Below are 26327 nucleotides of genomic sequence, written 5' to 3'. Positions count from 1 at the left end.
ACGACCATAAACCCTCGTCGGGCGGGAGGCGGGGTTGGTGAAAGAACCGGGTCAATCGACGAAGCGGGGGGCTCAGGCCGGAGGCAAGCCGCGCAGGGCCAAGACGGCGGAGCCGCCTCTGGCCGTGATCGCCATCGGCGCCAGCGCCGGCGGCCTGGACGCGCTGGAAAAATTCTTCGACTTCGTCCCCAACGACACCGGGGCGGCCTACGTCGTCATCCAGCATCTCGATCCGAATTTCCGCTCCATGATGGACGAGCTGCTGTCCCGGCATTCCGGCCTGCCGATTCGCAAGGCCGAGACGGGCATGCCGATCGAGCCGAACGTCATCTATCTCAATCCCGCGCGCCAGGAGATGCGGCTCGAAAGCGGGCGGTTCCGGCTGTTCCCGTCCGAAAAGGTCGGCGGCCTCAATCTGCCGATCAATTCCTTCTTCGCCTCGGCCGCGGCGGAATTCGGCGCGCGCGCCATCGGCGTCATCCTGTCGGGCACGGGTTCGGACGGAACCAAAGGCTGCGAAGCCATCAAGAAATGCGGCGGCGGCGTCTTCGTCCAGGAGCCGTCGAGCGCGAAATTCGATTCGATGCCGTCCTCGGTGCTGGCGAAAAACCTCGCCGACGGGGTCGCCGCGCCCGAAAATCTCCCGGCGCTGATCGCCGAGCGCCTGAGCGGCGACGCGCCGCCGCAACCCCGTCATGAACTCCTTCTCGAGGCGGACCCGTTCGCGACGATCTTCTCGATCATCAAGTCGCGCTACGACATCGATTTCAGCGTCTACAAGCACCCGACGATGGAGCGCCGCATCCGCCGGCGCATGGGTCTGGTCGGCTGCCTGAGCCTGGTCGATTACGCCGACTTCCTGGCGATCAACCGCGAGGAGGTGGCGAATCTGTTCAACGACCTGCTGGTCGACGTCACCGCCTTTTTTCGCGACGCCGAGGCGTTCGAGGCGCTGATCGAACAGGTGGTCAAGCCGCTGGTCGAGCGCATCGGCGACGAGCGCGAGATTCGCGTCTGGGTGGCCGGCTGTTCCTCGGGCGAGGAGGCCTATTCGATCGCCATCTGTTTCGCCGAAGCCGCGGAAGCGCTGGGCAAGCGGCTGAACTTGAAAATTCTCGCCACCGACATCCACGCCCAGACCCTGGCCGTGGCCTCGGCGGGGCTCTTTCCGGCCTCGGCGGTCGCCCCATTGCCCGCCGAGCACGTCGAACGCTATTTCGAGCGCGAAGGCGACCATGTCCGCATCCGAAAAAGCATCCGCCGCCTGATCGTCTTCAGCCAGCACAATATTCTCAAGGACCCGCCGTTCGCGCGCATCGACCTGCTCACCTGCCGCAATGTGCTGATCTATTTCGACGAGGACGCGCAAAAATTCGCGCTCAACCTGTTCCATTTCTGCCTGGTCGCGGGCGGCGTGGCCTTCCTTGGCCCGAGCGAATCGCTCGGCGATGTCGCCAACGAATTCAAGACCGTCAACCAGAAGTGGCGCATTTTCACCAAGACGCGCGACGTCAGGCTGTTGCCCACCGGCGTGCTCACGCCGCGCGGCCTGCACACAAGTCACGGCGGCGCGGCGCGCGCGGTCGAAGCGACGCGCGGACTCGCGCCCTCCCGGGACGTGTCCCGCGCCACATTCGCCGCGCTGAAGGAGCTGCTCGCCCGCTTCGCGCCGCCCGGCTTCCTGCTGTCGCGCGACGGAACGCTGCTGCACATTTTTGGCGACGCCTCGAAATACATCGACCTGAAGCCGGGCGTCTTCACCCAAAAAATCGCCGACATGCTGCCGCGCGAACTCGCGCTGGTCGTCGCCAACGGGCTGGGCGCGCACAGCCCGTCCCTGGACGGGCGTCTGGCGACGCCCCTGGCGCGGATGCCGTTTCCAAAATTTCGCCGCAGCATCAGGCGCGAGACCGAAGCCGGCGAACGGATCGAACTGGTGTCGATCGAACCCGTGTCCGAATCCGAGGGCGTCAGCGACTTCCTGCTGCTGACCATCGAGACCCGCGAGGAAAAACCCAGGGCGGCCGAGCCGGCGCCGGCGGTGGAATCGGCGTCCACCGCCGACGAGGTGCTGGAGCTGCGCCACCGCAACCAGGGTCTTCTGGACGAGCTGCAATCCACCGAAGAAAACCTGCAATCCGCCATCGAGGAGCTGGCCACCAGCAACGAGGAGCTGCAATCCACCAACGAGGAGCTGATGGCCTCGAACGAGGAATTGCAGAGCACCAACGAGGAGCTGCATTCCGTCAACGAGGAGCTTTATTCGGTCACCTCGGAGCACCAGCGCAAGATCGACGAGCTGATCCAGGTGACGCTGGACATGGAGCACCTGCTCAAGGCGACGGAGATCGGCACCATCTTCCTCGACGACAAGAAGCATGTGCGCCGCTACACGCCGGCCGCCGCGCAGGCCTTCAACCTGATCCCCCATGACGTCGGCCGGCCGATCTCGCACATCACCGTGCGCTTCGACAACGCCGATTTCCATGCGCTGCTCGACCGGGTGAGCGAGAGCCGCGAATTGTGCGAGAAGGAGGTCAGCGTCGGCGGACGCGGCTATCTGCTGCGCATCCTGCCCTACCGGGTCGACGGCGAGGACATGCAGGGCTCGGTGGTCACGCTGGTCGACATCGACAAGCTGAAGCGCGCGCAGGCCCAGGTGCGCGAACTCGACCGGCGGCAGCGCACCATTCTGGCGTCGATGCAGGATTCGCTGGTGAGCTGGGACGCGCGCACCAACCGCATCACCTTCTGCAACCAGGTTTTCGCGTCCGTTTACGAGACCTCGCCGTCCGCCCTGGTCGAACGCGACATTTTCGACGTTCTGGATTCGCTCGCGCCCGAAACCCTGTCCCATGTGCGCGCCGCCATTGAGGCGCTCAAGACCGAACGCAAATACGAAACGCTCATCCATCGCCAGCGCGCCGACGGCGGCGAGATCTGGCGCACGGTGATTTTCGCGCCTGTCCAGGACGACGAGGGCGCGACCATCGCCTATGTCGCCTGCGGCCGCGACGTCTCGGAGCAGGTGCGCCATGTCGCCGCGCTCAAGGAGCTTTCGGCCATCGAGGGCGACCTCAACCTCCCGGTGCACGAGGCGATCCGGCCCGCCCTGGAGATCGGCCTGCGCATTCTCGGGCTCGACCGCGCGCTCGCCTCCGAGGTCGCCGGCGACCACCATCGCGTGATCGGCGTCGTCGGCGCGCAGGACGAGGCGCTCGCGCCGGGAACGCCGATCTGGCTGCCCCATGACCTGTGCAACCGGAGCTGCGGCGCGCCGGAGCCGGAAACCTGTCGCTTCTGTTCGTCGGAGGGGTCCAGCTGGCCCCAAATCGCGCCGGGCGCCGAGGCTTATGCCAATTGTCCCGAGGATGAGGACCTCTGCGAAATCGTGCTGGCCGGCGCCCAGCTGAGTCTGCGGGACGGCCGGGCGGAGCTGGTCGAAACCGAAAGGGGCTCGGCGACCTATATCGGCATACGCCCGCAAACCCGTGGCAAGGTCTATGCCGCCGTCAGCTTCTTTTCCGACTCCGGGCCGAAATACGGGCCGCTCACCAACATCCAGCGCGGCTTCGTCAAGCAGATCGCGCAGTGGATCGGGCTCAAGATCGAGGCGCACAACGCCCATCAGGCGCTGCTGCGCAACGAGAGCAAGCTGCGTCTGCTGTTCAACAGCGTGCCGCAGTCGATCTGGCTGATCGACGCGGAGCGGCGCGTGCTGCGCGCCAACAGGGCGGCGGCGTCCACGGTGGGCCGCACGCCCGAGGACGTCGTCGGCATGGACATCGACAGCGTGCTGGCGCCGCTCGACGCGGACTGGCGCGCGCACAACGACGAAGCGCTGACGGCGGGCCGCGCCAGCTACAATGTCCTGACGCAGGCGGTCGAGCCGGACGGGGCGGTCCGCTGGACCTCGACGGACCGCATTCCCTATCGCGACGCCGCCAGCGACGAGAATGCGATGCTGCTGATCGTCACCAGCGACATCACCCAGCTGAAGGCCCGCGAAACCGCGCTGTCGGCGGCCAATGCGGCGCTGGACGCCAGCCAGATCCGGTTCGAGCGGCTCTACCGCCACACGCCGGTGATGATGTGTTCGTTTCTGGCCGACCGCAGCATCGCGGTGGCCAGCGACGCCCTGCTCGAAAAGACCGGGCGCGCGCGCGAAAACATCATCGGCCGCGACATCTGCGATCTGCTCGATCCCGAATCGCGCGAAACCCTGGTCGGCGAACTGCTGCCCTCGCTCGCCGACGCCGGCTATTGCCAGGGGGCGCCCTTGCGTCTGGTCGCCAGCGACCACACGGTGATCGAGGTCGAGTTTTCCGCCTTCGCCGAGACCGAGACCGAGCCGGAACTGTCCTATCTCTGCGTGCTCGTCGACGTGACCGCGCGCAATCGCGCGCAAGAGGAGTTGCAGCGCGCCAACATGCGTCTCGCCAGCGCCAACGAGGGGCTGGAGAAATTCGCCCATGTGGCCTCGCATGACCTCCAGGAGCCGTTGCGAAAAATCAGCGTGTTCGGCAAGATGCTCGCCGACGAGCACGGGGACGCGCTCAACGCCGAAGGGCGGCATTGCCTCGAGGTGATGACCGACGCGGCCGTGCGCATGCGCGACCTCGTGCACAACATCCTGGCCTTCTCCTACGCCAACAATGCGCAGGCCGACATCGAGGACATTCCTCTTGATTCCGTTGTCGTCGAGGTCGTGAACGAACTCGACGCCGCGATCCGGTCCAATGCGGCGATCGTCGTCAGCGCGGGCCTGCCGGTGATCCGGGGCGACATGACGGGCGTGCAGCAACTGGTCCGCAACCTCGTCTCCAACGCGATCAAATACCGTCGCGCCGAAGAAGACCCGCGCGTGGCGATCACCGCGCAGATCGAGGCGAACGGCGATTGCGTGCTGCGCGTGCGCGACAACGGCCGGGGGATCGAGGCGTCGCAGCAGGCCCTGATCTTCCAGCCCTTCACCCGGCTGATGCCGCGCAGCAAGATCGCGGGCTCCGGGCTTGGCCTCGCCATCTGCAAGTCGGTGTGCGAGCGGCGGGCCTGGACCATTTCGGTCGAGAGCGAGCCCGGCGTCGGCTCCACTTTCGCCGTCGTCATTCCGGCGCAGGACGTGGTCGCGGCGACGGAATAGCCGCATGACCGGCGGGCGGAGATACAACCTTCGTCGTGACATCACAACGCTTGCGTGTGTTAACTTTCCGTTTACAATTTGCAACAGAGGCTCGACAATTAGCTGATTCGCAAGTCGGTTGAGTGCGTGTTGCGACGGTGTTTCGCCGGTGAAAGGGATGCGCACAATGCTCGAAATCGCCGAGCACGCGAAGTCACCGTACATCCTGATTGTGGACGACGATGACGACGACGTCTTCCTGATGAAAAGCGCCCTCAAGCGGATCGGCTGGGGCGTCGGAGCGCATATCGAATGCGGCCGGGTCGACAATGGTGTGGACGCGCTGGCGTTGCTGTCGCGCAGGGACATGCTCGCGGAATTGCCGGCGGCGGTGATTCTCGACATCAACATGCCGAAACTCGACGGGGTCGGGGTTTTGCGCGCGGTGCGACATTCCCTTGATTTGCGCGAACTGCCGATTTTTGTCCTGACCACCACGGCGACGGAAACCGTGCATAGCGCCGCCATGGACCTGGGCGCGACGCGAATCTTCGTCAAGCCGAACACGATGACTGAGTTGACGCAAATCGTTCGCGAAATTCTGGAGACCGTGCGCTGGGCGAGTCGTTCGCCCGCGCCCGAGGCGGAGGGCGCGGGGGACGTCGCGCCGAAGTTCGACGCGTGAGCATTTTTCGCGCGGCGCGGAATGGGTTTGAGGCCAACAACGAGGGGAGTGCAATGACGGCAGTCCAGGAAATCGACATGGATGTCGGCGCCGATTTTGACTATCTGGCGCAGCCGACGCGCGAAACAGTGAGGGTGCTTCTCGTCGATGACGACCCGATCGACCGGGAGCTGATCATGCGCGCGGCGCGCGGCGGCGAACAGCTCGACATCCGCTTCACGCAATGCGGCTCAAGCGGCGAAGCCAAGGATTCGGCCGGTCGGGATCACTACGATCTCGCCATCGTCGACTATTGGCTGGGCCAGGAAACCTCGATCCCGCTGATCCAGGAATTCCAGCGCAAGTACAATCTTCCCGTGGTCCTGCTGACGGGGCTCGACACGCCGGAAGTGCGCCGCTGCGGATTCCGGGCGGGCATCACCGGCTATCTGTCGAAGGATGCGCTGATCGTCCAGGCGATCGAAAGCGCGGCCCTCGGCGTGCTGTACTCGAACGGCGTCAGAGCGAAGCGAGCGGCGGCGGAGTGACGACCGGCCGCTGAGACGCATTGGGTTTTTGAGCCATCCGCGCTCCCCTGCGGTGTGGGCTTGAACGATTCGTCCGCGCGACGTTGGAAAAAATATATTCCAAAATAAGGCGTTAGCTAAATTTCATTTTGAAGATCGCGGGCCGTCGCCCCCTGGCGAACGCCGCATCAGCCGCCGACCAGCGCCAAGAACCCCTTGATCAGCGTCAATGGCGTCGGCGGACAGCCGGGAATGAACAGGTCCACGGCAACGACCTCCGCCACCCCGCCCAGGCAGGCCGGGCTTCCGGCGAAAACGCCGCCGTCCCCGGCGCAGCCGCCCACGGCCACAACCCATTTCGGCGACGGCGTGGCGTCGTAGGTGCGTTGCAAGGCCTCGCGCATGTTGCGCGTCACCGGACCGGTCACCAGCAGGATGTCGGCGTGGCGCGGCGACGCCACGAATTTCAGCCCGAAACGCTCGAGATCGTAGAACGGATTGTTGAGCGCGTGGATTTCCAACTCGCAGGCGTTGCACGATCCCGCGTCCACGGCGCGGATCGAAAGGCTGCCGGCGAATGTCGCGTCGATCCTGTGCTTGAGCTTTTCCGCGAGCGCCAGCAGTTCGGGATCGTCGGCGGCGGGCGCCGGCTCGGTCAGCGGCTTTTTGACGACAGTCTGAAACAACAGCTTGCGCATGTCGAAAGCCCTAGAGGTCGTGCCCCGAATAGGAACAGTTGAACGACTTGTTGCAGAGCGGGAAATCCGCGACGATGTTGCCTTCGATGGCGGCTTCGAGCAGCGGCCATTGCAGCCAGGAGGGGTCGCGCAGATGGCAACGCTCGACCACGCCGTTATTGACGCGCACCCAAACCAGCACGTCGCCTCTAAAACCTTCGACCAGAGCCAGCCCCTCGCCGGTGATCGCGCCGGGCTCCACAAAAATCTCGCCCGGCGGCAGGCGCTCCAGAATTTGCGCGATCAGCGCAAGACTTTGCTCGACTTCCCTGATCCGAATCCAGACGCGGGCGTTTACATCGCCCTCGGTCAAGACCGGCGTGGAAAAACGCAGGCGGTCGTAGGGTGGGTAGGGCAGGGCGCGCCGCGCGTCGAAATCGCGGCCGGAGGCGCGGCCGACAAAACCGCCGGCGCCGAATTTTTTCGCCAGCTCCGGCCTCAAAATGCCCGTGGCGACCGTGCGGTCCTGCAAGGAGGTGGTGGAGTCGTAGAGTTCGACCAGCGGCGGAAAGGCCGTGCGAATCGTCGCAACCAACTCTTGCAGGCGCCGCGTGGCCGCGCCGTCGAGATCGACGCACACGCCGCCCGGCGCGACGCCATCCATCATCAGCCGATGGCCAAAGCAGGCGGCGCAAGCGCGTAAAACTCTTTCGCGCAGCACAGAACAATGCGCCAGCATCAATGCAAAAGCGGCGTCGTTGCAAATGGCGCCGATGTCGCCGAGATGATTGGCCAGACGCTCCAGTTCCGCCATCAGCCCGCGCAGTCCATGCGCCCGCTCCGGAATTTCGACGCCCCCAGCGGCCTCGACGGCGCGTGCGAAGGCGATTGAATAGGCGACGGTGCTGTCGCCCGAGCAGCGGGCCGCGAGTTGCGCCGCGCGGTCGAGGCGCGCGCCCGTCATCAGCGCCTCCACGCCCTTGTGGACATAGCCGAGACGCGCCTCCAGCCGGACGATGGTTTCGCCGTTGCAGGTGAAGCGGAAATGGCCGGGCTCGATAATGCCCGCATGCACAGGGCCGACGGGGATCTGGTGCAGTCCCTCGCCCTCGCTGGGCAGGAAGGCATAGGCTTGCGTATGGTCCAGCCAGGGCCGGTCGTCGGGCGCATCAAACGGGATTTGGCCGGACAGGTCGCACACCGCGCGTTCGAAACGGATCGCCGGCGGGTGCAGGGCGCCGACGGAGGGAAAAAATTGTCCCGGGCGACAGGCGATGCTGGCGACGGACACGCCTTCAGGGGCGTCAAGCAGGGCCATATGGACAGCCTCGGCATCGCCCCACAGGCCCAACAAGGCGCCGTGGCCGTTGCCGAGCCATTCGGCGAGTCCCTCCCAGATGGTCTCGTCGACCATCCGCCGCGGCCACGGCCCATGGCCGGGGACCGGCGGCAAGGCGGCGAAGGCTTGGATGAGGGTGGTCACAAAACCTCCTCGCTCTAGTGCAGCGATGTGGCGATATGCTGGAACCACGCGACCAGCGGCGGCGGCAGGTAAACGCCCGCGACCAGCACCAGCGACAGATGCGCCGCCAGCGGCAGATAGGAGGCGTGGACCGGCCCTGTTTCCCCCTTGGGCTCGCCGAAGGCGAGGCCATGCAGGCGCAGCAGCAGCGCGCCGAAGGCGACGAGCAGGCCGATCACCAGAATGACCGCAAGGATCGGCGCCCGCGAAATGGTCGAGCTGACAATCAAAAACTCGCTCATGAACACGCCCGCCGGGGGCAGGCCGGCGATGGCGATGACGCCGACCACCAGCGCCCATCCCAGGAACGGGTGGGTGGTGGTCAACCCCCTGATGTCGGCGATCTGCTGGGTGCCCTTGACCTGGGTGATGTGGCCAACGGCGAAGAAAATGGCGGATTTCGTCAGGCTGTGCATGGTCATGTGCAGCAGCCCGGCGAAATTGGCGATGGCGCCGCCCATGCCGAAGGCGAACACGATGATGCCCATGTGTTCGATCGACGAATAGGCGAACAGGCGTTTGATGTCGCCGCGCCGGTACAGCATGAAGCCGGCGAAGACCAGCGACAGCAGGCCAAGCGCCACCATCAGCGGCCCCGGCGCGATGGCGCCCGCGTTCGCCGCCATCAGCAGCTTGAAGCGCAGCACCGCATAGAGCGCGACATTGAGCAGCAGCCCCGACAGCACCGCCGAGATCGGCGTCGGCCCCTCCGCATGCGCATCCGGCAGCCAGGCGTGCAGCGGCGCCAGCCCAACCTTGGTGCCATAGCCGAGCAGCAGGAACACAAAAGCCAAGTTGAGCAGGGCCGGGTCGAAAGCGGCGACATGCTGGATCAATTCGGTCCAGACCATGCCGTTCAACCCTTCGCCGACCACGGGCCGCGCCGCCATATAGATCAGGATGGTGCCGAACAGGGCGAGCGCGATGCCGACGCTGCCGAGAATGAAATATTTCCACGCCGCCTCCAGCGCCTGCGGGGTGCGATAGATGCCGACCATGAGCACGGTGGTGAGCGTCGCCACCTCGATCGCCACCCACATGATGCCGATATTGTTGGCGGTGAGCGCGAGGTTCATCGCCCCGAGCAGCAACTGGTACATGGCGTGGTAAAAACGCAGATGCGCGCCGGTCAGCCGCCGGGTCTCGAGTTCGTGGGAAATGTAGCTGGCGCTGAAGGCGCTGGTGGTGAAGGCGACAAACGTGTTGAGGACGACGAAGACGATGTTGAGGTCGTCGATCAGCAGATAGCGCCCGGAGTGGGGGCGAAACACCAGCAGCGAACAGGCGGCGAGGAAGGTGACGAAAGCGGAGCCGACGTTGATCGCCGCCGAAACGCGATACGATTTCAGCGCCGCCAGCAAAGCCGCCGTGAGCAGCGGCAGGAACAGGATGATCTGGATGTTATAGGCGGCGAGCGCGCTCATCGGGTCTCGCCCCTGAAATCGTCGAGCGCCTGGAGATCGACGGAGTCAAAACGTTCGCGGATGCGGAACAGGAAAATGCCGATGACGATCAGCGCGATCAGCACCGAAAAGGCGACGCTGATCTCGACCACCAGCGGCATGCCCTTTGCGGCCGCGGCGGCGAGGATGAGGCCGTTTTCCAGCGACATGAAGCCGACCACCTGACTCACCGCATTGGTGCGCGTCACCATCATCAGCATGCCCAGCAGAACGACCGACAGCGCGAAGGCGAGATCTTCGCGGGTGAGCGGGTCGGCGCCGTGGGTGACGCGCAGCATCACCACCATCGACAGGGCGACGAGGCCGATGCCGCCGAGCATGGTCGGCACCAGGCTCACCACTGTCTCGACCTCGCGATGAACCCCCAGTCGCGCCACCATGCGGTGCAAGGCGACCGGAATGATCAGCGCCTTGAACACCAGGGTGATGCCGGCGGTGATGTAGAGATGCGGCGCCTCCTGGATATGGGCCTGCCACGCCACGGCGAAGGCCAGCGTCAGGGCTTGCAGGGCATAGGCGTTGAGCAAAGCGAACAGCCGGTCCTGGTAGAGCAGCACAAAACTGATCAGGACGAGGCCGCCCGCCAGAAAATGCGCGATGTCGAAGGCGAGACGATCCATCACAGGCTCTCCGACATGAAGCGCAGCAGCGTGGCGAGCAGGCCGAGCATGAGCGCCACGCCGATGAAATCGGGCACGCGGAACACCCGCATTTTCGCCACCGTGGTTTCGAACAGGGCGAGCATGGCGCCCGCCGCCGCAAGCTTGCCGGCGTAAGCCGCGAACCCAAGGACATGCGCGTTCAAACCCGCGCCGACCGGGGCGAGCCCCCAGGGGAAGAAGATGCAGGCGATCAGCGAGACATAGACGATCAGTTTCAACTGCGACGACAGCTCGATCATGGCGAGGTGGCGGCCCGAATATTCGAGCACCATCGCCTCATGCACCATGGTGAGTTCGAGATGGGTGGCGGGATTGTCGACGGGAATGCGCGCGTTCTCGGTGATGGCGACGATGACGAGGCCGACGAGACCGAGCACCAGCGACACCCGCAGGCCCGCCGCGTACATCACAAAGGCGGCGATATAGGACAATTGCGTCGTGCCGGCGATCAGCGCCACGGAAAACACGATCATGATCAGGGCCGGTTCGGCCAAAGTGGCGAACATCATTTCGCGGCTGGAGCCGAGGCCGCCGAAACTCGTGCCGACATCCATGCCGGCCAGCGCCAGAAAGAAGCGGGCGCTGCCGAGCAAAGCGATGATGGCGATCAGGTCGGCCGACCAGCTGAACATCAGCCCCGTTCCAAACGTCGGAACCAGCGCCGCCGCAACCCAGGTGGCGGCGAAGATCAGATAGGGCGCGGCGCGGAACAGCCAGGAGGCGCTGTCGGCGACCACCACCTCCTTGCGCGCCAGTTTGATCAGGTCGCGATAGGGCTGGAGCAGGGGCGGGCCGCGCCGGCGCAACAGCCGCGCCTTCACTTTGCGAATGAACCCGGTGAGCAGCGGCGCCGCCAGCAGCACCAGAAACATCTGCACCATTTGAATGGAGAGCTGTTCCAGCATGGCTCAGGTCCAGATCGCCAGCGCCAGCAGCAACACGACCAGCGCCGCGAAGACAAGGCTGAGATATTGCTGGATGGTCAGGAATTGCAGCCGGTTCAGCACGTCGGCGAGTTTTTGCACCGCGCCCACCACCGGCTTGTAAACGATGTCCCAGGCGCGGTCGCGCACGCGCAATTCGTAGCGGGCGGGGCGAAGATCGCCGGGCGCGGGCATGTCCACGCTCTCCTGCGTTGAGAAGACGAAGCCGCTGAACACCCGCCGGATCGGCTGGGCAAAACTTTCCGGCGAATATTGCGTGTTGGGATCGGCATCGGGAAAACCGCAATCCCAGGCCGGGGCGACGCGCACCGCGTCCGAGGCGAGCCGGTGGATGATGAAGGCGGCGAGCATGGCCGAGAGCGCGATGAACAGGAAGACCAGCAGGCCGTCATAGGAGCTGCGGCTTTCCGCGATCGGCGCGATGGCGAACCAGCCGAGCGCGGCTTGCGGCGCCATGCTGACGCCGACCAGCGCGCGCACGATGGGGGACAAGGCGTCGATGATGACGCCGGGAAAAATGCCGGCAAGCAGGCACAGCACACTCAGAACGCCCATGGCGACCAGCGAAAAGCGGTCGACCTCGTGCGCGTCCTTGGCCGCATCGCTGCGCGGGCGCCCCAAAAAACCGATGCCAAAAGCGCGGACAAAACAGGCGCCGGCCAACGCCGCCGCCAGGGCGAGCAGCGCGCCCACCGCCGGAATCAGCAGTTTTAAGGCCCATGACGGCAGCGACGGGCTCAGCAGGATCGCCTGGAACACCAGCCATTCCGAAGCAAAGCCGTTGAGCGGCGGCAGCGCCGAAATGGCGGCGCAGCCGACCAGCACAAACAGGCCGGTCGCCGGCATGTTTTTCAGCAGGCCGCCGAGTTTTCCCAGGTCGCGCTCACCGGTCGCGGCGAGCACGGCGCCGGCGCCGAAGAACAGCAGGTTTTTGAACACAGCGTGGTTCAGCACATGGAACAGAGCCGCCGTCATCGCCAGCGCGGCGGCGGCGCCAAAATTATGGGTCTTGAAGGCCAGCGCCAGACCGAGCGCGACAAAAATGACGCCGATGTTTTCAATCGTCGAATAGGCCAGCACGCGCTTGAAATCGTTCTGCAACAGCGCGAACAGCACGCCGAGCACGGCGGTCCCCGCGCCGGCGGTGAGGACGGGAATGCCCCACCACCAGTCGGCGGGACCGTTGAGGTCGAACACCAGGCGCAAAAACCCGTAAACGGCCACCTTGGTCATCACGCCGCTCATCAGCGCGGAGACGTGGCTGGGCGCGGCGGGATGGGCGAGCGGCAGCCAGACATGCAGAGGCGCGAGGCCGGCCTTGGAGCCCGCGCCGAACAGGGCCAGCGCCAGGATCAGCCCCGCGAGCACGGGGGTGGGCGGATGCGCGCGGATGACGTCAAAAGCGTAGTGGCCATCGGCGCCGGCGAGCAGGCCGAAGGCGAGCAGCAGCGCGAACGTGCCGAGGCTCGCCATCAGGATATAGACGAAGCCGGCGCGGGCGTTGGCGGGCTCGCGGGAATGGGCCATCACCAGCGCCCAGGAGGCCAGCGACATCAGCTCCCAGGACAGAAGAAAGGTGAAGGCGTCGTCGGCGACCAGGACAAAATTCATCGCCGCCAAAAAAACCGGAAAGAACGGCAGCACGCGGCCGGGCTCGGATTCGTGGCGGCCGTAGCCGATGGCAAAAAAACTGGCGGCCGCCGCGCCGAAATTCACCACCGCGAGGAAGAAGGTCGAGATCGTGTCGATGCGGAAATGCGCGCCGAGCCAGGGCAGGCCGAAGGGCAGGGTGATGGTCGCCGCTTCGCCGCCGGTCAGCAGGCGCGCCACCGAGACGCCGCAGAGCAGGGCGGTGATGACGAAGGCGGCGCTGTACACAAGGGCCGACCCGGCGCGGGCGCGGCTCAGGAACACGCCCAAAAATCCCAGAACCAGCAGGGCGGCGTCGCCGAGGAGCCAGGCGGACAGCGGCATGGCTTAGCCCGCCCCGAGGGCGCCGCCGGCCGACGGGCGCGGAGTCCTGCGCAGTCCGTCAAGAGTCATGTATCACCCATCAGAGTTCACAGAGCGAACGTGAGAAGCGTAGCCTAAACCCTATATTTCCATGGTCAACATGGTAGAATGCGAATTGAGCCTTTATTCACCATCGCGACTCCGGAGGTCACGTGATCACCGCCTGCCAGATGCGCGCCGCACGCGCCCTGCTCGGCATCGACCAGCGGCAGTTGGCCGAACTGTCGGGGGTGTCGTTGCCGACAATCCAGCGCATGGAAACGAGCGCGGGCAATGTCCGGGGCGTGGTGCAGACGCTGACCAAGGTGATCGAGGCCCTCGACCGCGCCGGGGTGGAGATCCTGGGCGAGAACGTCGAAAGCCGTGGCGGAGGCCGCGGCGTGCGCCTCAAGGCCGCTCCCGCGAAATAAAGCAAATCCTCGTCGGCGCCCGGGCGTCACCCCAAGTGGGCGCCCCGATGGCGCCGGCGCGTCGAAGGTTATAGCCTGCCCTTTTCGTCCGGCGGAGGAAAGAATGGGCAGTTATGTCGGCGCGATCGACCAGGGCACGACCTCGACCCGCTTCATCATTTTCGATCGCCAGGGCGAGATCGTCGCCATCGACCAGATGGAGCATGAACAGATCACGCCCAGGCCGGGATGGGTCGAACACGACGCCGCAAAAATCTGGCGCAACACCCAGGCGGTCATTTTGGGCGCGCTGGCGAAGCGAGGCCTAAAACCCGCCGATCTGCGCAGCGTCGGCCTCACCAACCAGCGCGAAACCACATTGATCTGGAATCGCCACACCGGCGAACCCCTGCACAATGCGCTGGTGTGGATGGACACGCGCACCGACGATCTCGTGCGCGAATTTTCAAAAAACGGCGGCCAGGATCGGCTGCGGCAAAAAACCGGACTGCCGCTCGCCACCTATTTTTCCGGGCTCAAACTGCGCTGGCTGCTCGATCATGTCCCCGGCGCGCAAAAAGGCGCCGAGTCGGGCGATGTGCTGTTCGGCACGATGGATTCATGGATCGCCTGGAAGCTTGGCGGCTGGCACGTCACCGACGTCACCAACGCCTCGCGCACGCAATTGATGAACCTCGAAACGCTCGACTGGGATCAGGACATTCTGAACCTGTTCGACATCCCGCGCGCCTGCCTGCCAAAAATCCGCTCGTCCAGCGAAGTTTTTGGCGACGCGACCGGCGTTCTCGCCGGCGTCCCGCTCGCCGGCATTTTGGGAGACCAGCATGCCGCCCTGTTCGGCCAGGCCTGCCTGCATCCCGGACAGGCGAAGAACACCTATGGCACCGGCTGCTTCATGCTGATGAACACCGGCGCAAAACCGTTTCCATCCACATGCGGGCTGATCACCACGCTGGCCTACAAGCTCGGCGCGGCGGCGCCGGTCTATGCGCTGGAGGGCTCCATCGCCATCACCGGCGCGCTGGTGCAATGGCTGCGCGACAATCTCGGCCTGATCGGCGCGGCGTCCGAAATCGAGCCGCTGGCCAAAACTGTTCCGGACAATGGCGGCGTCTATCTCGTGCCCGCCTTCAGCGGACTCTACGCGCCGCACTGGCGCGCCGATGCGCGCGGCCTCGTCGCGGGCCTGACGCGCTTCGCCAACAAGGGGCACATCGCCCGCGCCGCGCTCGAAGCCACGGCCTATCAGACCCGCGAAGTGCTCGACGCCATGAGCCGCGACTCCGGCGTGGCGATCAAGGAATTGCGCGTCGATGGCGGCATGGTCGTCAACGACCTGCTCATGCAGTTCCAGGCGGACATGCTCGACGCCCCGGTTGTGCGGCCGAAAGTGATCGAGACGACGGCGCTCGGCGCCGCCTATGCGGCGGGGCTCGCCACGGGTTTTTGGGGGTCCACCGACGACATCGTCGCCAACTGGGAGGCGGACCGGCATTGGCGCCCCGCCATGGCGCAGGAAGAGCGTCAAAAGCTTTACGAGATGTGGAACAAGGCGGTGGCCCGGTCCCTCGACTGGGTCGAGTGATACGATTTCCGAAGGATCAGTTCGGAAATCGTATTCCGCTCGCGCGGAAATCCGCCCTTCGCCTGAAGGATTTCCGCGCGATTTCGTTTTCGCGGATCGCGAAGCGATCTTGCGGAAACCGTATGAGAGAGGCGCCGCCGCCCCCTCTCCCCGCGAGCGGGGAGAGGGGGAGTCGCAGAATCGAACTCGATGATCCAGCCTGCTTTGCCGATGAACAGGTCGAGTATCGCCCCGCACGTGGGTAGAGGACCGCTAATCCACCACCGGGAAGGTCGCGCAAATGGCGAAGGCCAGCGCGGCGGCGTTGGCGAGCGCCGCGACGCGCGGATCGCCCGTGCGCTTGTAGGCGAGCCGGCTGACCCATCCGAACAGGACGAAGACCAGGCAGATCACCGGAACGATCATCACCAGGAAGAACAGTTTTGACGGATTGAGCGCGACGGCGAGCGCCAGCGACACGACCAGACAGATTTTTGAAAAGAGATAGCCGCCCTTCGCCGCCCCCACGCCGCGCGTAAACCATTCGTCGGCCAGCACATAGACGACGACGCCGCAGAACATCGGCGCGATCAGCAGCCAGCGCGTCGCGGTGGGCGCGACCGAGGTCGCGAACGCATCAATCGGCAGCCCGAAGCCGACCGCGTAATAGGCGAAGATGGGCAAGGCCGCGACAACGCACCCGCGCCAGGGCGCCCGCCACATGGTGTGTGAAGGCGCCGTCAGCCACAGGCCCAGCAGGGTGAGCGCGCCGTAAAGCGCGAAGTGAACGACGAGATAATCGCCGAGCAGGATGGGCAAAAAGTCCGTCGGGATTTTCCACAGGATCAGCGGCGTCAAAACAGCCGGCGCCACGGCGACCGGCCATTGCCGCTTGAACGGCAGACCGGCGCCCAGCGGGACCGTCGAAAGCTCCGGCAGCAATCGCGACAGCGGCGCCGCGAGCGCGAACAGGCCGAGGAACAGCAGGCCGAGCGCCTTTCCGCGCGCATCCACCGCGCCGGTTTGCGTGCGCCCGAACACCGCGTTCAGCCAGTCCAGCATTTCGGTGAGGCCGTCGCGGCTGTAGATGACGCCGACATGTTCGGCGCCCTCGGCATAGACCAGACGGCGCGCGGAACCCTTCGCCATGTCGCCGTAAGTGACCCGTTCCTGCGGCGACGCCGCCGCCATGCCGATGATCCGCAGCGCGTCGTCCTTCAGCCGCGACGCCTCCCATGCGCCGTCGACGATCAGCAGGTTTTTCGGTTCGCTCGCCGTCGCCTTGCTGCCGAAATTGGAGAAGGCGACTACGGCCGCGACCTTGTCGTTGTTGACGGCGTTGTCGATGGTCAGAATCGCCGCCATGGAATGACCGACAAGACCGACGCGCGGCCCCGCGCCGGGCAGGGTCAGCGCATACCGGATCATCCGGTCGATCTCGTCGCTGAGGATGCGAAAACTCAGGTCGTGATCCTTGATCCCGCCCGACAGCGGCCGCGTGTTGCGTCCGTGGCCGGCGAAGTCGAAGGTGATGGCGGTATAGCCGGCGTGGGCGAGGGTTTCGGCGACCGGCTGCATCAATTGCTGCGAGCCGGCGAACCCATGGGCGACGACGACGACGGGGCCGGGCGGCGCGTTCGCGGGACGGAACACCGTGACCGGCATTTCGTCCACCTGCGTGGTCTCGATGGTCAGATCGGCTTTCGGCGCCAGCAACGACCACAAGCCGGTGGCGATGGCGAGGGCGGCGGCGAGAAACACGATCGCGCGAATCTTCATCGGGTCCGTCTTGCTTGTTCAGGGACACTCAAGATAGGGCCGCACTCGCGAGATCGCCAGGAGTCACTCGCCAGGAGTCTTGGTTGTCTCATCGTTCCCCGGCGAGCGCGGGACGGCGGCTCCGCTCCGCGACATAGGCGACGATCATGTCCTCGCCGTCCACGCTGACGCGCGGCGACAGCGCCAGCGCCTGCGCGACGGCGGCGACCGCGCCCTCGCTGGTGACGAGCTGGCGGACGACGCGCAGGCGCGCGGACTCATCGGCGATGATTCGCGCCGTCCACAGCACGAAGGCGCCGGGAAAATCGCGCCAGCGCGAAAAATCCGGCTCGATCGCCTCGAAGCGGTCGACGTCTTCGCGGACCACAAGTTTGTGGAAGTCGGCGAGCGCCGCCATCGTCTCCAGCAGTTCGCGCGCGTCGCGGGTTTTCGACGTCACGTCGAGCGCGCGCGCGGGTCCGCCGAAGAAATCGCCGGCGTCGGGCTCCGCCGGCTTCGGCTTGAATTTCCTGCGAAAAGACTGGTGAAAATAGGAGGGATCGATCTTCAGGACATCGATGATGTCCTGCGGCGCATAGTCCTCCCGGGACGTCGTTGTGAGCCGACGCGGAAACCTGAAGCTGGCGAGCGTTGTCGTATTCATGACGCGCAACTCCTCCTCGATTGCGTTCGCGACCTGTGCCCCAGCAAGACTGGCGCCGCGCGAAACGCGCGGTTGGATGCGTGAATCCGGCGAAACAAGTTGACAAATATTTCGTGCGACGCTGAATGAAGTAAAATAGCAGAGGCAAGAGACTAACTCATGACCGACGACACGCAGGCTACCGAAATCACTTCCGACGCTCAACCGGCCGTCGCCGAAACTCCGGCGAGTGTCGAAACGCCCGCTCAGGAGTCGCAGCCGAAGAAGCGCGCCGTGAGGGCCAAAGTCGCGAAGCCGAAAGCCGCGAAACCGGCGAAATCCCCGCGCGCCAAAAAGGCAGTCGAGGCGCCCGCCGCGCCGGTTCAGGAAGAGCCTGTCGTCAAGCCCGCGAAGGCGCGCAAGCCCGCCGCCCGGGCGGCGAAAGCCGCCAAGCCGGTGAAGGCTGAAGCCAAGCCCGCCAAGGTCGCCAAAGGCGCGAAGACCGCCGCGCCGGCCAAGCGCGCCAAGCCCGCCGCGAAAAGCGCCAAGCCGGTGAAGGCCGCCAAGCCGGTGAAGGCCGCCAAGCCGGTGAAGGCCGCCAAGCCCGCGAGCAAGCCGGTCAAGGCCGCCGCGGCGAAACCCGCGCGCGTGGCCGTCGCCGCCGGACGCGGCGCCAAGGCGGCCCGCTACACCAGCAACGAGCTGAACGCCGCCGCGAAGAAGGCCGGGCTGACCGTGGATTTCACGCCTGTGGTCACCAAGGCCGCCAGCATCGGTCGCGGCCCCGCCCGGGAATTCAAGGTTGACGCCATGATCGCGCATCTGCGCGGCTCCAACGGCGACCTGATCCGCGAGCGCGGTCCCGGCACGCCGTTCTACAACGACAAGGAAAGCCTGGCCGCGGTGGAGATCTTCGAAAAGTTCCGCGGCAAGACGTTCCACAACAAGCTCAAGGTCGAACTGCTCTGACGCATTTCGCGTGAAGGCGATCGTCGTCGTTCCGACGCCGGCGGTCGCTTGCGATGCGCTCTGTCCCGATGGGAGCCGGCCATGAGCGGACATGTGGAGGTCGCGCCGGAGGAGCGGCGGCGGATCATCGTCGCCAGCGTGATCGGCACGACCATCGAGTTCTTCGATTTCTACGTTTACGCGACCGCCGCCGTCTCGATCTTCCCGCTGCTGTTCTTTCCCAAGGGCGAAGGGACGGCGGCGCTGCTGGCCTCCATGGCCGCCTTTGGCGTCGCCTTTATCGCGCGTCCCATCGGCTCCATGCTGTTCGGTCATTTCGGCGACCGCGCCGGACGAAAAGCGACATTGATCGGCTCACTGCTGCTGATGGGGCTCGCCACTTTCGCCGTGGGCCTGCTGCCGCCCTATCACACGGTGGGCCTGCTGGCGCCGGCGCTGCTGGCGTCGCTGCGGTTCTGCCAGGGCCTCGGGCTCGGCGGCGAATGGTCCGGCGCCGCTCTGCTCGCCGTCGAAACCGCCGCGCCGGGCCAGCGCGCCAAGGCGGCGATGTGGCCGCAGCTCGGCGCCCCCTTCGGCTTCATTCTGGCGAACGGTTCTTTTCTCGCCCTGACCACCGCTTTTGCGTTCCAGTCGGGCGCGGCGCGGCTCGACGATCCCTTTCTCGTCTGGGGCTGGCGGCTGCCGTTCCTCGCCTCCCTCCTCATGGTGCTGGTCGGGCTTTACGCGCGCGTAAAACTCAACGAAACGCCCGTGTTCCTCCGCGCCGTGGAGCGCGGCGAAAAGCTGCGGTCGCCGGTGACAGAAGTGTTTCGCAACAATTTCGGCGAACTTTTCCGCGGCGCCTTCATCATGGTCGCCACCTACGGCATTTTTTATCTGATGAACACCTGGACCCTGTCCTACGCCATCGGCAAGGTCGAGCAGGGCATGCTCGGCATCGACTACAGGACATTTCTCACTCTCCAGCTCGTCGCCGTACTGTTCTTCGCGCTGTTCATCCCAATTTCGGGCGCGCTCGCCGACCGTTTTGGAAGACGCCGCCTTCTGCTCATTGTGACCAGCGCCATCATCCTGTTCGGCCTGAGTTTTGGCTGGTTCCTGTCGCCCGCCACCATGGGATCGGGCGCGGACGCGAACCTCTGGTTGATGGCGGCGTTCTTGAGCCTTGGCATGAGCCTGATGGGCCTGTCCTTCGGGCCGATGTCGGCGCTGTTGCCCGAACTTTTTCCCACCAACACGCGCTACACCGGTTCGGGGATCGCCTATAACGCGGCCTCGATCCTCGGCGCCGCTTTGACTCCCTTCGCGGCCACGTGGCTTGCGTCCGGCTATGGCCCGGGATCGGTCGGCCTCTATCTCGCCGGGCTCGGCGGCGCCACGCTTGTCGCCTTGCTGCTGAGCACGGAAACCCGCGCGATGGATATCGAGACCATGGAGGCGTCGGCCGCCGCCATCGAGGCGACGTCGCCCTAAGCGGAATTTCCGAAAAGTGGCCACGGGTTTTCGGATGAAAATCCTGCTGACGTCGACAATTTCGCAGTGTGATCACGCCAAGGCCGCGTGAAAAACGCCGAGGCCGAGATCAAGCGCATCCAGGTCATTCTGGAAAACAGAAACCTGCGCGCTCGTCGTCATAAGTTTGCCACAAGCTTGGGTCAGTATAGTTGCAATTCCAAGGCGAGCTGGGATGTACAGTGGCCGAGGATCAGAGGCCCCGCACGGCGAAAGCCGGTTGCGGGGTTTTTCGTGTGATGGCGACAAGGCGCATGAAGCCGGCGAGCGACCGCGCGCGTCCAAACACTTTCCATCAGGGATTTTGGAGCGGGTGAAGGGAAACAGCCGACAAGGCGATAAAAGATAATAAAGTCAATAAATTAAGGACTTTCGTCTCTTCAATTGTCACCGGGATGATTACCAGTTTTCCTCCCGAAAAAAATCCGTCGGACCCAGGCCTCGCCGCACCCCGGTATGGAGCGTCGGTTGCCTGTGTTAGGTAAAGGCGATGGCTCCGACTCCTTGCGCGCACCCTCTTTCCCTCGCCGCCGTCATCACGCCACATGGAACTCTGCGTCTGGAAAACGTGGCCGGCGAGGCGACCATCGACGATGCCGCTATAGCAGCGGGCATCAAGGCGGCGTTCGCGCGTGGCGCGGGTTATGGGCTCGCGCATCTTGGGCTCGCCGAAGCGGGCGGGCGTCTGCCAGCCGACCTTGCGTTTTGGCGCAGTGTCGCGCTCCGTTTCACCGCTGCGCGCTGCCGGGCGGGAGACGAGCCGGCGCCAGCCCCGAGCTTGGACGAATGCGCGCAGATCGCCGAGGAGGCGCCGCCCATGCTCGGCGGCGAATATCTTGACGCCGATGCGTTAGCCGGACTGTGGCGTTTGCTCAGCGATGCCTTTGACGTCGAGCGCGCAGAAAGCGGTCTCGATCTGGACGCGTTTCTCGCCGCGCGCGACAGCCGGTGGCGGCATGTCGGGCGCGTGCATTTCAATCTTGCCGAAAACCGCAAGGACGCCGAGCGGCCCTTCGCCTTTCTCGCCACCTATGTTCCGGGCCTGACAGGGCAGGGCGCGCTTCGCCATGCGCCGCTGGGGGCGGTTCTGCGCGAATATGCCGGCGCGAGCGCCAAAGCCGATCTGCTCAAACTGCTGGAGCCGGTCAGTCGCGCCAGCGAAGCCTGCGATTGGCTGAGGGAGATCGTTGACTCCGGCGAGATTTTCCATCCCCTGCGCTGGACGCCCGCCGACGCCATGCGACTGCTGCAGGATGTCGCGACCTTGGAGGAAGCCGGCCTGGTGGTGCGGATGCCGGCGTCCTGGCCCGCCAGCCGTCCGAGCCGCCCGGCCGTCGAAGCCACCGTCGGCGCGAACACGCCGTCGCTGGTGGGGGCAGGGCAGTTGCTCGACTTCAAGGTGGATGTCACGCTTGATGGCGAGCCCCTGACCCGCGACGAAATCGCCAGCCTCGTCGCCGCCACCGACGGCCTCGTCCTGCTGCGCGGCAAATGGGTCGAGGTCGATCATGACAAGCTGAAGGCGGCGCTCGACCGCTACGCCGAGATCGAAAGGCTTGCCCAGACCGAGGGGATTTCCTTTGGCCAGGCGATGCGGCTGCTCGCCGGCGCCGACATCGGCGCGCGCGATGCGGCGTCTTCCGCCGAAAGGACCTGGGCGCATGTGAAGGCGGGCGACTGGCTCGCCCAAACCCTTGACGCCTGTCGCCGCCCGGAGGCCATCGCGGCGGCGCTGCCGGGCGAGGCGCTCAAGGCGACGCTCAGGCCGTATCAGGAGGCCGGTGTGCGCTGGCTCGGGTTTCTGGCGCGCCTCGGCCTCGGCGCCTGTCTCGCCGACGACATGGGCCTGGGCAAGACGGTTCAGGTGCTCGCGCTGCTGCTCGCCCAGCGCGACGGAGAGCGCCGCCCCAGCCTGATCGTCGCCCCGGCGTCGCTCCTCGCCAACTGGGCGGCGGAGGCGGAAAAATTCGCGCCGTCCCTAAACGTGTTTGTCGCGCATCCCGCCTTCGCGAAGGCGGACACGCTCGCGGCGCCAGAAGCCGCGCTGGCGAAAAACGATCTCGTCGTGATCAGCTATGGCGCGCTGTTGCGGTTCGGCTGGATCGCCAAGACTCCCTGGAGGTTCGTCGTCATCGACGAGGCGCAGGCGATCAAGAACCCGCAGGCCAAGCAGACCCGCGCAGTGAAGGCGCTGGAAGCCGAGGGACGCATCGCGCTCACGGGCACGCCGGTCGAGAACAACCTCGGCGATCTCTGGTCGATCTTCGACTTCCTCAATCCGGGACTGCTGGGGTCTTCCAAGGCATTTCAAACCTTCGCCAAGCGGCTCGCCGACCAGACGCCGCCGTCCTACGCGCCGCTGCGGCGCCTGATCGCGCCTTACATCCTGCGGCGCATGAAAACCGATCGCAGCGTGATCGCCGACCTGCCGGACAAGACGGAGGTGAAGGCGTTTTGCAGCCTCAGCCGCAAACAGGCGGCGCTCTACCAGACCACCGTCGACGCCTTTGAAAGCCGGCTTGAGAATGCTGACGGAATGGAGCGGCGCGCGCTGGTTCTGACGACGCTGATGCGCTTGAAGCAGATTTGCAATCACGCCGAGCACGGGATCGTCGGATCGAACTGGGCGAGCGAGGACAGCGGCAAATTCGCCCGGCTCGCCGAAGTCGCCGCCACCATCGCCAGCCGGCAAGAAAAGCTGCTGGTGTTCACGCAGTTCACCGAAGCGATCGACCCGCTGTACGCCCTGCTCGCCGACATTTTCCAGCGTCCCGGCCTGTCGCTCAGCGGCGAGACGGCGGTGGGCAAGCGCAGGGCGCTGGTGAAGCAATTTCAGGAGGACGAGCGTGCGCCCTTCTTCGTGCTGTCATTGAAGGCGGGCGGTTCGGGACTGACGCTGACGGCGGCGTCGCATGTGGTGCATTTCGACCGCTGGTGGAATCCCGCGGTCGAGAACCAGGCGACCGACCGCGCCTTCCGCATCGGCCAGAAGCGAAATGTGCTGGTGCACAAGTTCATCTGCCGTGGCACGATAGAAGAGCGAATCGATGCGCTGATCGAGTCGAAGATGCGGATGGCCGATGACCTGTTGCACGGCGGCGGCGAGATCAATTTGACTGAACTCGACGGCCGCCAGTTGCTCGACCTCGTTCGTCTCGATCTCGACGCGGCGACACGGGAGGCGTGATGAGCTTTTGGGGTTTCCAGCCTTATGTCTCGGTCGCCGAGCGCCGCGCCCGGGCTGCGAAGGAAGTCGAAAAGCTGCGCAAGAAGGGGACGTCCGTCGCGCCGGTGGTGGTGGACGGCGCCAAGATCGCCAAAAGCTTCTGGGGCAGGGCGTGGTGCGATAATCTCGAGCGCTATTCCGACTACGCCAACCGGCTGGGGCGCGGGCGCTCTTACGTCAAGCATGGCGCCGTCATCGACTTGCGTGTTTCGCGCGGCAAGGTCGAGGCTCTGGTGGCGGGTTCGGAAACCTACAAGGTCAAGATCGACGTCACCGTCGCTGCGACGGCGCGCTGGGGCGCGATCTGCGCCGATTGCGCCGGCTCGATCGGCTCGCTCGTCGAACTGCTTCAGGGAAAATTCTCGAAACATGTGATGGAGCGCGTCTGCCGCGAGACCGACGGGCTGTTCCCGACGCCAAAAGAGATCAAGATGTCCTGTTCGTGCCCGGACTGGGCGGGAATGTGCAAACATGTGGCGGCGACGCTTTATGGCGTGGGCGCGCGGCTGGACCATGATCCCGACGTGCTGTTCACCCTGCGTGGCGTCGATCGCGGCGACCTCGTGTCCTCGGCGGGCGATCTGTCGATCTGCGACGCCGGCGCCAGCAGCGCGCGCGTGCTCGCCGTCGACGACATGGCGGCGCTGTTCGGGCTGGAGATCGAAGCGCCAGAGGCGCGACCGGCGACGACGGCGCGCATGGAAAGCACGCCGACCGGCAAGCGCGTGGCGGGGTCGAAGTCGAAGGTCGCGGCGCAGAAGGTCGTCGCCAGGACGAAGCGCGGTGTGGAGCAGGGCGCCCAAAGCAGCTTGGCCAAAAAGGCCAATCCGCAATCGGAGGCGCCCGCGGAGGCGACGGTGACGCGAAAGCGGGCTGCCTTGTCGAAGACTTCCGGCAGGAATTCCGCTCCCGCGCCGGACCGCGCTGACGCGGCCCAGACCAAGCGAGGCCGGCGTCCCGCCAAGCCGGCCTCCGAAGCTGCGCCAGCCGCGGGCAGGGAAAAACCCGCCCGCTCCGCCAGCGCGAAGCCGACGCCCACCACCCTTTCGCAGTCGGACCGGCCGCCCGCGACAAGGCCGGATGGCGACAGCACTCCACCGCAAAGCCGAACCCGCGCTGCGAGGTGGATTGGCGCGAAGGCGCGAAAGGCGGCGCGTCATTAGGGCGCCAGCCGCGAGTTGCAGGTACGGGGCACGGCGCCAGGCACGTTCGCCTCGCCTTCTCGGATCGGAGACACTGCACATGCATGTGAACATCGGCGTTCCCCACCTCCAACCGATCGTCTCGCTTGTCGCGGGCGTGCTGATCCTCATCCGGCCGAAACTCCTGAATTACGTCGTCGCTATCTACCTGATCCTTTCAGGCCTCATCGGCTTCGGATTCGTTCGCTGACCCAGGCGCATCGCGAGTCGTGTCGCAGTCCAATGCGACACGCGCTGGCGCTCCGAAGCCGAGCACTCTCGACGAAACAGATTGACAAGCACGTTGCGCTGCAGGCGATGCTCCGAGAGGCTGAATATTCGGAGCGAACGACCAGACGCATGATACGATTTCCGAACGATCAGTTCGGAAATCGTATTCCATTCGCTCGGAAATCCGCCCTTCGCCTGGAGGATTTCCGCGCGATTTCGTTTTCGCGGATCGCGAAGCGATCTTGCGGAAACCGTATGACCGACCACACGCAGGCCGCCGACACGAATTCCGAAGCCGGACAGACCGTTTCCGAGACCCCGACGGCTGTCGTCGAAACTCCTGCGCAGGCGCGGGAGACAAAGAAGTCCGACCGTGGCGCCAAGCCGGCGAAGGCTGCGAAGCCCGCCAAGGCGACGCGCGCGCGCAGGGCCGCGCCGACGACCCCCGCGCCAGCCGCCGCAAGAGGACGCGACAAGGCCGCGCGCTACACGACCAACGAATTGAGCAGCGCGGTCAAGAAGGCGGGGCTGACGATCGCGTTCACTCCGGTCGTTGCCAAGCCCGCCAGCATCGGTCGCGGTCCCGCAAAGGAATTCAAAGTCGACGCCATCGTCGCGCACTTGCGCGGCTCGAACGGCGACCTGATAAAGGAGCGCGGCCCCGGCACGCCCTTCTACAATGACGCGGAGAGCATCTCCGCCGTCGAAATTTTCGAGAAATTCTGCGGCCGGACGTTCCACAACACGCTGAAGGTCGAGAGTCTCTGACGGGCGCCCCTGCGCCGACGCAGCCCGCCCCCGAGGGAACAAGGACTGTCGTGTCAGCCAACAATGACGGAGAAACGAATGTCAAACGTCTACAAATTCGATCCGAACGCTATTCGTGAACGCAAGAGGCTGAACGAGAAATCCTCGCAAATGTCGGCCAGAGAAGTCGAGGCGATGAGGGCCGGCAAGGACTCCCGCAGGGCGTGGTTCCTCTTCGTCGGCGCGGTGATCCTGCTGACGATCCTCAACGCGGTCTTACCGTCTGGGTAAGCATGAAGGACGCGGCGCCGATTTGAAAAAGCAGGGCGACATGTTCTGCAACGAAAGCGAACGGCGCGTCGAGTGCTGCTAAAACAGAATCGCTCGTTGTTCAGAAGGTTAGTGGTGGAGCGGGTGAAGGGAATCGAACCCTCGTATTCAGCTTGGAAGGCTGCTGCTCTACCATTGAGCTACACCCGCGCGCGTCCCCTT

At 65.2% G+C, this 26327-nt stretch carries 20 protein-coding genes and 1 tRNA gene; 12 read left to right on the top strand and 9 right to left on the bottom strand.

Annotated features, from left to right (window positions below):
- The first annotated feature begins 37 nt into the window (after positions 1-37).
- The 3 genes from GJ654_RS09265 to GJ654_RS09255 all read left to right on the top strand — a co-directional run bounded on the left by GJ654_RS09265 (position 38) and on the right by GJ654_RS09255 (position 6334).
- Complete coding sequence (locus tag GJ654_RS09265) at positions 38-5143, top strand: CheR family methyltransferase (RefSeq protein WP_196305485.1); 5106 nt, start codon at positions 38-40, stop codon at positions 5141-5143.
- 166 nt (positions 5144-5309) lie between these two features.
- The gene (locus GJ654_RS09260) at positions 5310-5807 is read left to right on the top strand and encodes a response regulator (protein WP_196305484.1); all 498 of its coding nucleotides are present in this window, start codon (positions 5310-5312) and stop codon (positions 5805-5807) included.
- Positions 5808-5860: 53 nt separating this feature from the next.
- Positions 5861-6334 carry a response regulator gene (locus GJ654_RS09255; RefSeq protein ID WP_155445867.1) on the top strand — a complete coding sequence of 158 codons (474 nt, stop codon included), beginning with the start codon at positions 5861-5863 and terminating at the stop codon, positions 6332-6334.
- Positions 6335-6501: 167 nt separating this feature from the next.
- Here the strand turns inward: GJ654_RS09255 and GJ654_RS09250 are convergent, their stop codons facing one another.
- From GJ654_RS09250 to hyfB, 6 genes are read right to left on the bottom strand one after another with little or no spacing between them, the layout of a single operon-like run.
- Positions 6502-7011 (bottom strand): NADH-quinone oxidoreductase subunit B family protein, encoded by a 510-nt coding sequence (locus tag GJ654_RS09250; RefSeq protein ID WP_155445866.1) that lies wholly within the window; start codon positions 7009-7011, stop codon positions 6502-6504.
- Between the two features lie 10 nt (positions 7012-7021).
- Positions 7022-8473, bottom strand: coding sequence for a hydrogenase expression protein HypE (locus tag GJ654_RS09245; protein ID WP_425540381.1), 1452 nt, complete (start codon positions 8471-8473; stop codon positions 7022-7024).
- A 14-nt stretch (positions 8474-8487) separates the two neighbouring features.
- Positions 8488-9936, bottom strand: coding sequence for a hydrogenase 4 subunit F (locus tag GJ654_RS09240; RefSeq protein WP_155445865.1), 1449 nt, complete (start codon positions 9934-9936; stop codon positions 8488-8490).
- The gene (locus GJ654_RS09235; protein ID WP_155445864.1) at positions 9933-10595 is read right to left on the bottom strand and encodes a hydrogenase-4 component E; all 663 of its coding nucleotides are present in this window, start codon (positions 10593-10595) and stop codon (positions 9933-9935) included. Before GJ654_RS09235 ends, GJ654_RS09240 begins: the two co-directional genes overlap by 4 nt.
- The gene (locus GJ654_RS09230) at positions 10595-11542 is read right to left on the bottom strand and encodes a respiratory chain complex I subunit 1 family protein (RefSeq protein WP_196305483.1); all 948 of its coding nucleotides are present in this window, start codon (positions 11540-11542) and stop codon (positions 10595-10597) included. The genes GJ654_RS09235 and GJ654_RS09230 overlap by 1 nt, the downstream gene beginning before the upstream one ends.
- 3 nt (positions 11543-11545) lie before the next feature.
- Positions 11546-13555 (bottom strand): hydrogenase 4 subunit B, encoded by a 2010-nt coding sequence (hyfB, locus tag GJ654_RS09225; protein ID WP_155445863.1) that lies wholly within the window; start codon positions 13553-13555, stop codon positions 11546-11548.
- Between the two features lie 191 nt (positions 13556-13746).
- Here hyfB and GJ654_RS09220 point away from each other — a divergent pair, with 191 nt between their 5' ends.
- Together GJ654_RS09220 and glpK are read left to right on the top strand one after the other, a co-directional pair.
- Complete coding sequence (locus GJ654_RS09220; RefSeq protein WP_264586177.1) at positions 13747-14004, top strand: helix-turn-helix domain-containing protein; 258 nt, start codon at positions 13747-13749, stop codon at positions 14002-14004.
- Positions 14005-14107: 103 nt separating this feature from the next.
- Positions 14108-15589 carry a glycerol kinase GlpK gene (glpK, locus tag GJ654_RS09215; protein WP_155445862.1) on the top strand — a complete coding sequence of 494 codons (1482 nt, stop codon included), beginning with the start codon at positions 14108-14110 and terminating at the stop codon, positions 15587-15589.
- A gap of 252 nt (positions 15590-15841) precedes the next feature.
- On the opposite strand, the gene GJ654_RS09210 is transcribed toward glpK, so the two are convergent.
- Both GJ654_RS09210 and GJ654_RS09205 read right to left on the bottom strand, forming a co-directional pair.
- A complete protein-coding gene (locus GJ654_RS09210; protein ID WP_155445861.1) occupies positions 15842-17347 on the bottom strand; it encodes a dienelactone hydrolase family protein in 1506 nt (501 codons plus the stop codon).
- Positions 17348-17435: 88 nt separating this feature from the next.
- A complete protein-coding gene (locus GJ654_RS09205) occupies positions 17436-17990 on the bottom strand; it encodes a hypothetical protein (RefSeq protein WP_155445860.1) in 555 nt (184 codons plus the stop codon).
- Between the two features lie 159 nt (positions 17991-18149).
- On the opposite strand from GJ654_RS09205, the gene GJ654_RS09200 reads away from it, so the two are divergent.
- The 7 genes from GJ654_RS09200 to GJ654_RS09170 all read left to right on the top strand — a co-directional run bounded on the left by GJ654_RS09200 (position 18150) and on the right by GJ654_RS09170 (position 26126).
- On the top strand, positions 18150-18938 hold the full coding sequence (locus GJ654_RS09200; protein WP_155445859.1) for a hypothetical protein: 789 nt from the start codon (positions 18150-18152) through the stop codon (positions 18936-18938).
- Between the two features lie 81 nt (positions 18939-19019).
- Complete coding sequence (locus tag GJ654_RS09195; protein WP_155445858.1) at positions 19020-20411, top strand: MFS transporter; 1392 nt, start codon at positions 19020-19022, stop codon at positions 20409-20411.
- Positions 20412-20940: 529 nt separating this feature from the next.
- Positions 20941-23637, top strand: a complete 2697-nt coding sequence (locus GJ654_RS09190) for a DEAD/DEAH box helicase (RefSeq protein WP_155445857.1) — start codon at positions 20941-20943, stop codon at positions 23635-23637.
- Positions 23637-24839: a hypothetical protein gene (locus GJ654_RS09185; protein ID WP_196305482.1), complete on the top strand. Its 1203-nt coding sequence runs from the start codon at positions 23637-23639 to the stop codon at positions 24837-24839. The genes GJ654_RS09190 and GJ654_RS09185 overlap by 1 nt, the downstream gene beginning before the upstream one ends.
- A 79-nt stretch (positions 24840-24918) precedes the next feature.
- On the top strand, positions 24919-25068 hold the full coding sequence (locus GJ654_RS09180; RefSeq protein ID WP_155445856.1) for a DUF3096 domain-containing protein: 150 nt from the start codon (positions 24919-24921) through the stop codon (positions 25066-25068).
- Positions 25069-25343: 275 nt separating this feature from the next.
- The gene (locus GJ654_RS09175) at positions 25344-25856 is read left to right on the top strand and encodes a hypothetical protein (protein ID WP_155445855.1); all 513 of its coding nucleotides are present in this window, start codon (positions 25344-25346) and stop codon (positions 25854-25856) included.
- Positions 25857-25934: 78 nt separating this feature from the next.
- The gene (locus GJ654_RS09170; protein WP_155445854.1) at positions 25935-26126 is read left to right on the top strand and encodes a hypothetical protein; all 192 of its coding nucleotides are present in this window, start codon (positions 25935-25937) and stop codon (positions 26124-26126) included.
- A 115-nt stretch (positions 26127-26241) separates the two neighbouring features.
- On the opposite strand, the gene GJ654_RS09165 is transcribed toward GJ654_RS09170, so the two are convergent.
- Positions 26242-26315: transfer RNA gene (locus tag GJ654_RS09165), tRNA-Gly, on the bottom strand.
- Positions 26316-26327 lie beyond the last annotated feature (12 nt).

Source organism: Rhodoblastus acidophilus, assembly GCF_009720655.1.
GTDB lineage: Bacteria > Pseudomonadota > Alphaproteobacteria > Rhizobiales > Beijerinckiaceae > Rhodoblastus > Rhodoblastus acidophilus_A.
Note: the sequence above shows the minus strand (reverse complement) of the source record. Positions and strands in the feature narration are given on the sequence as shown.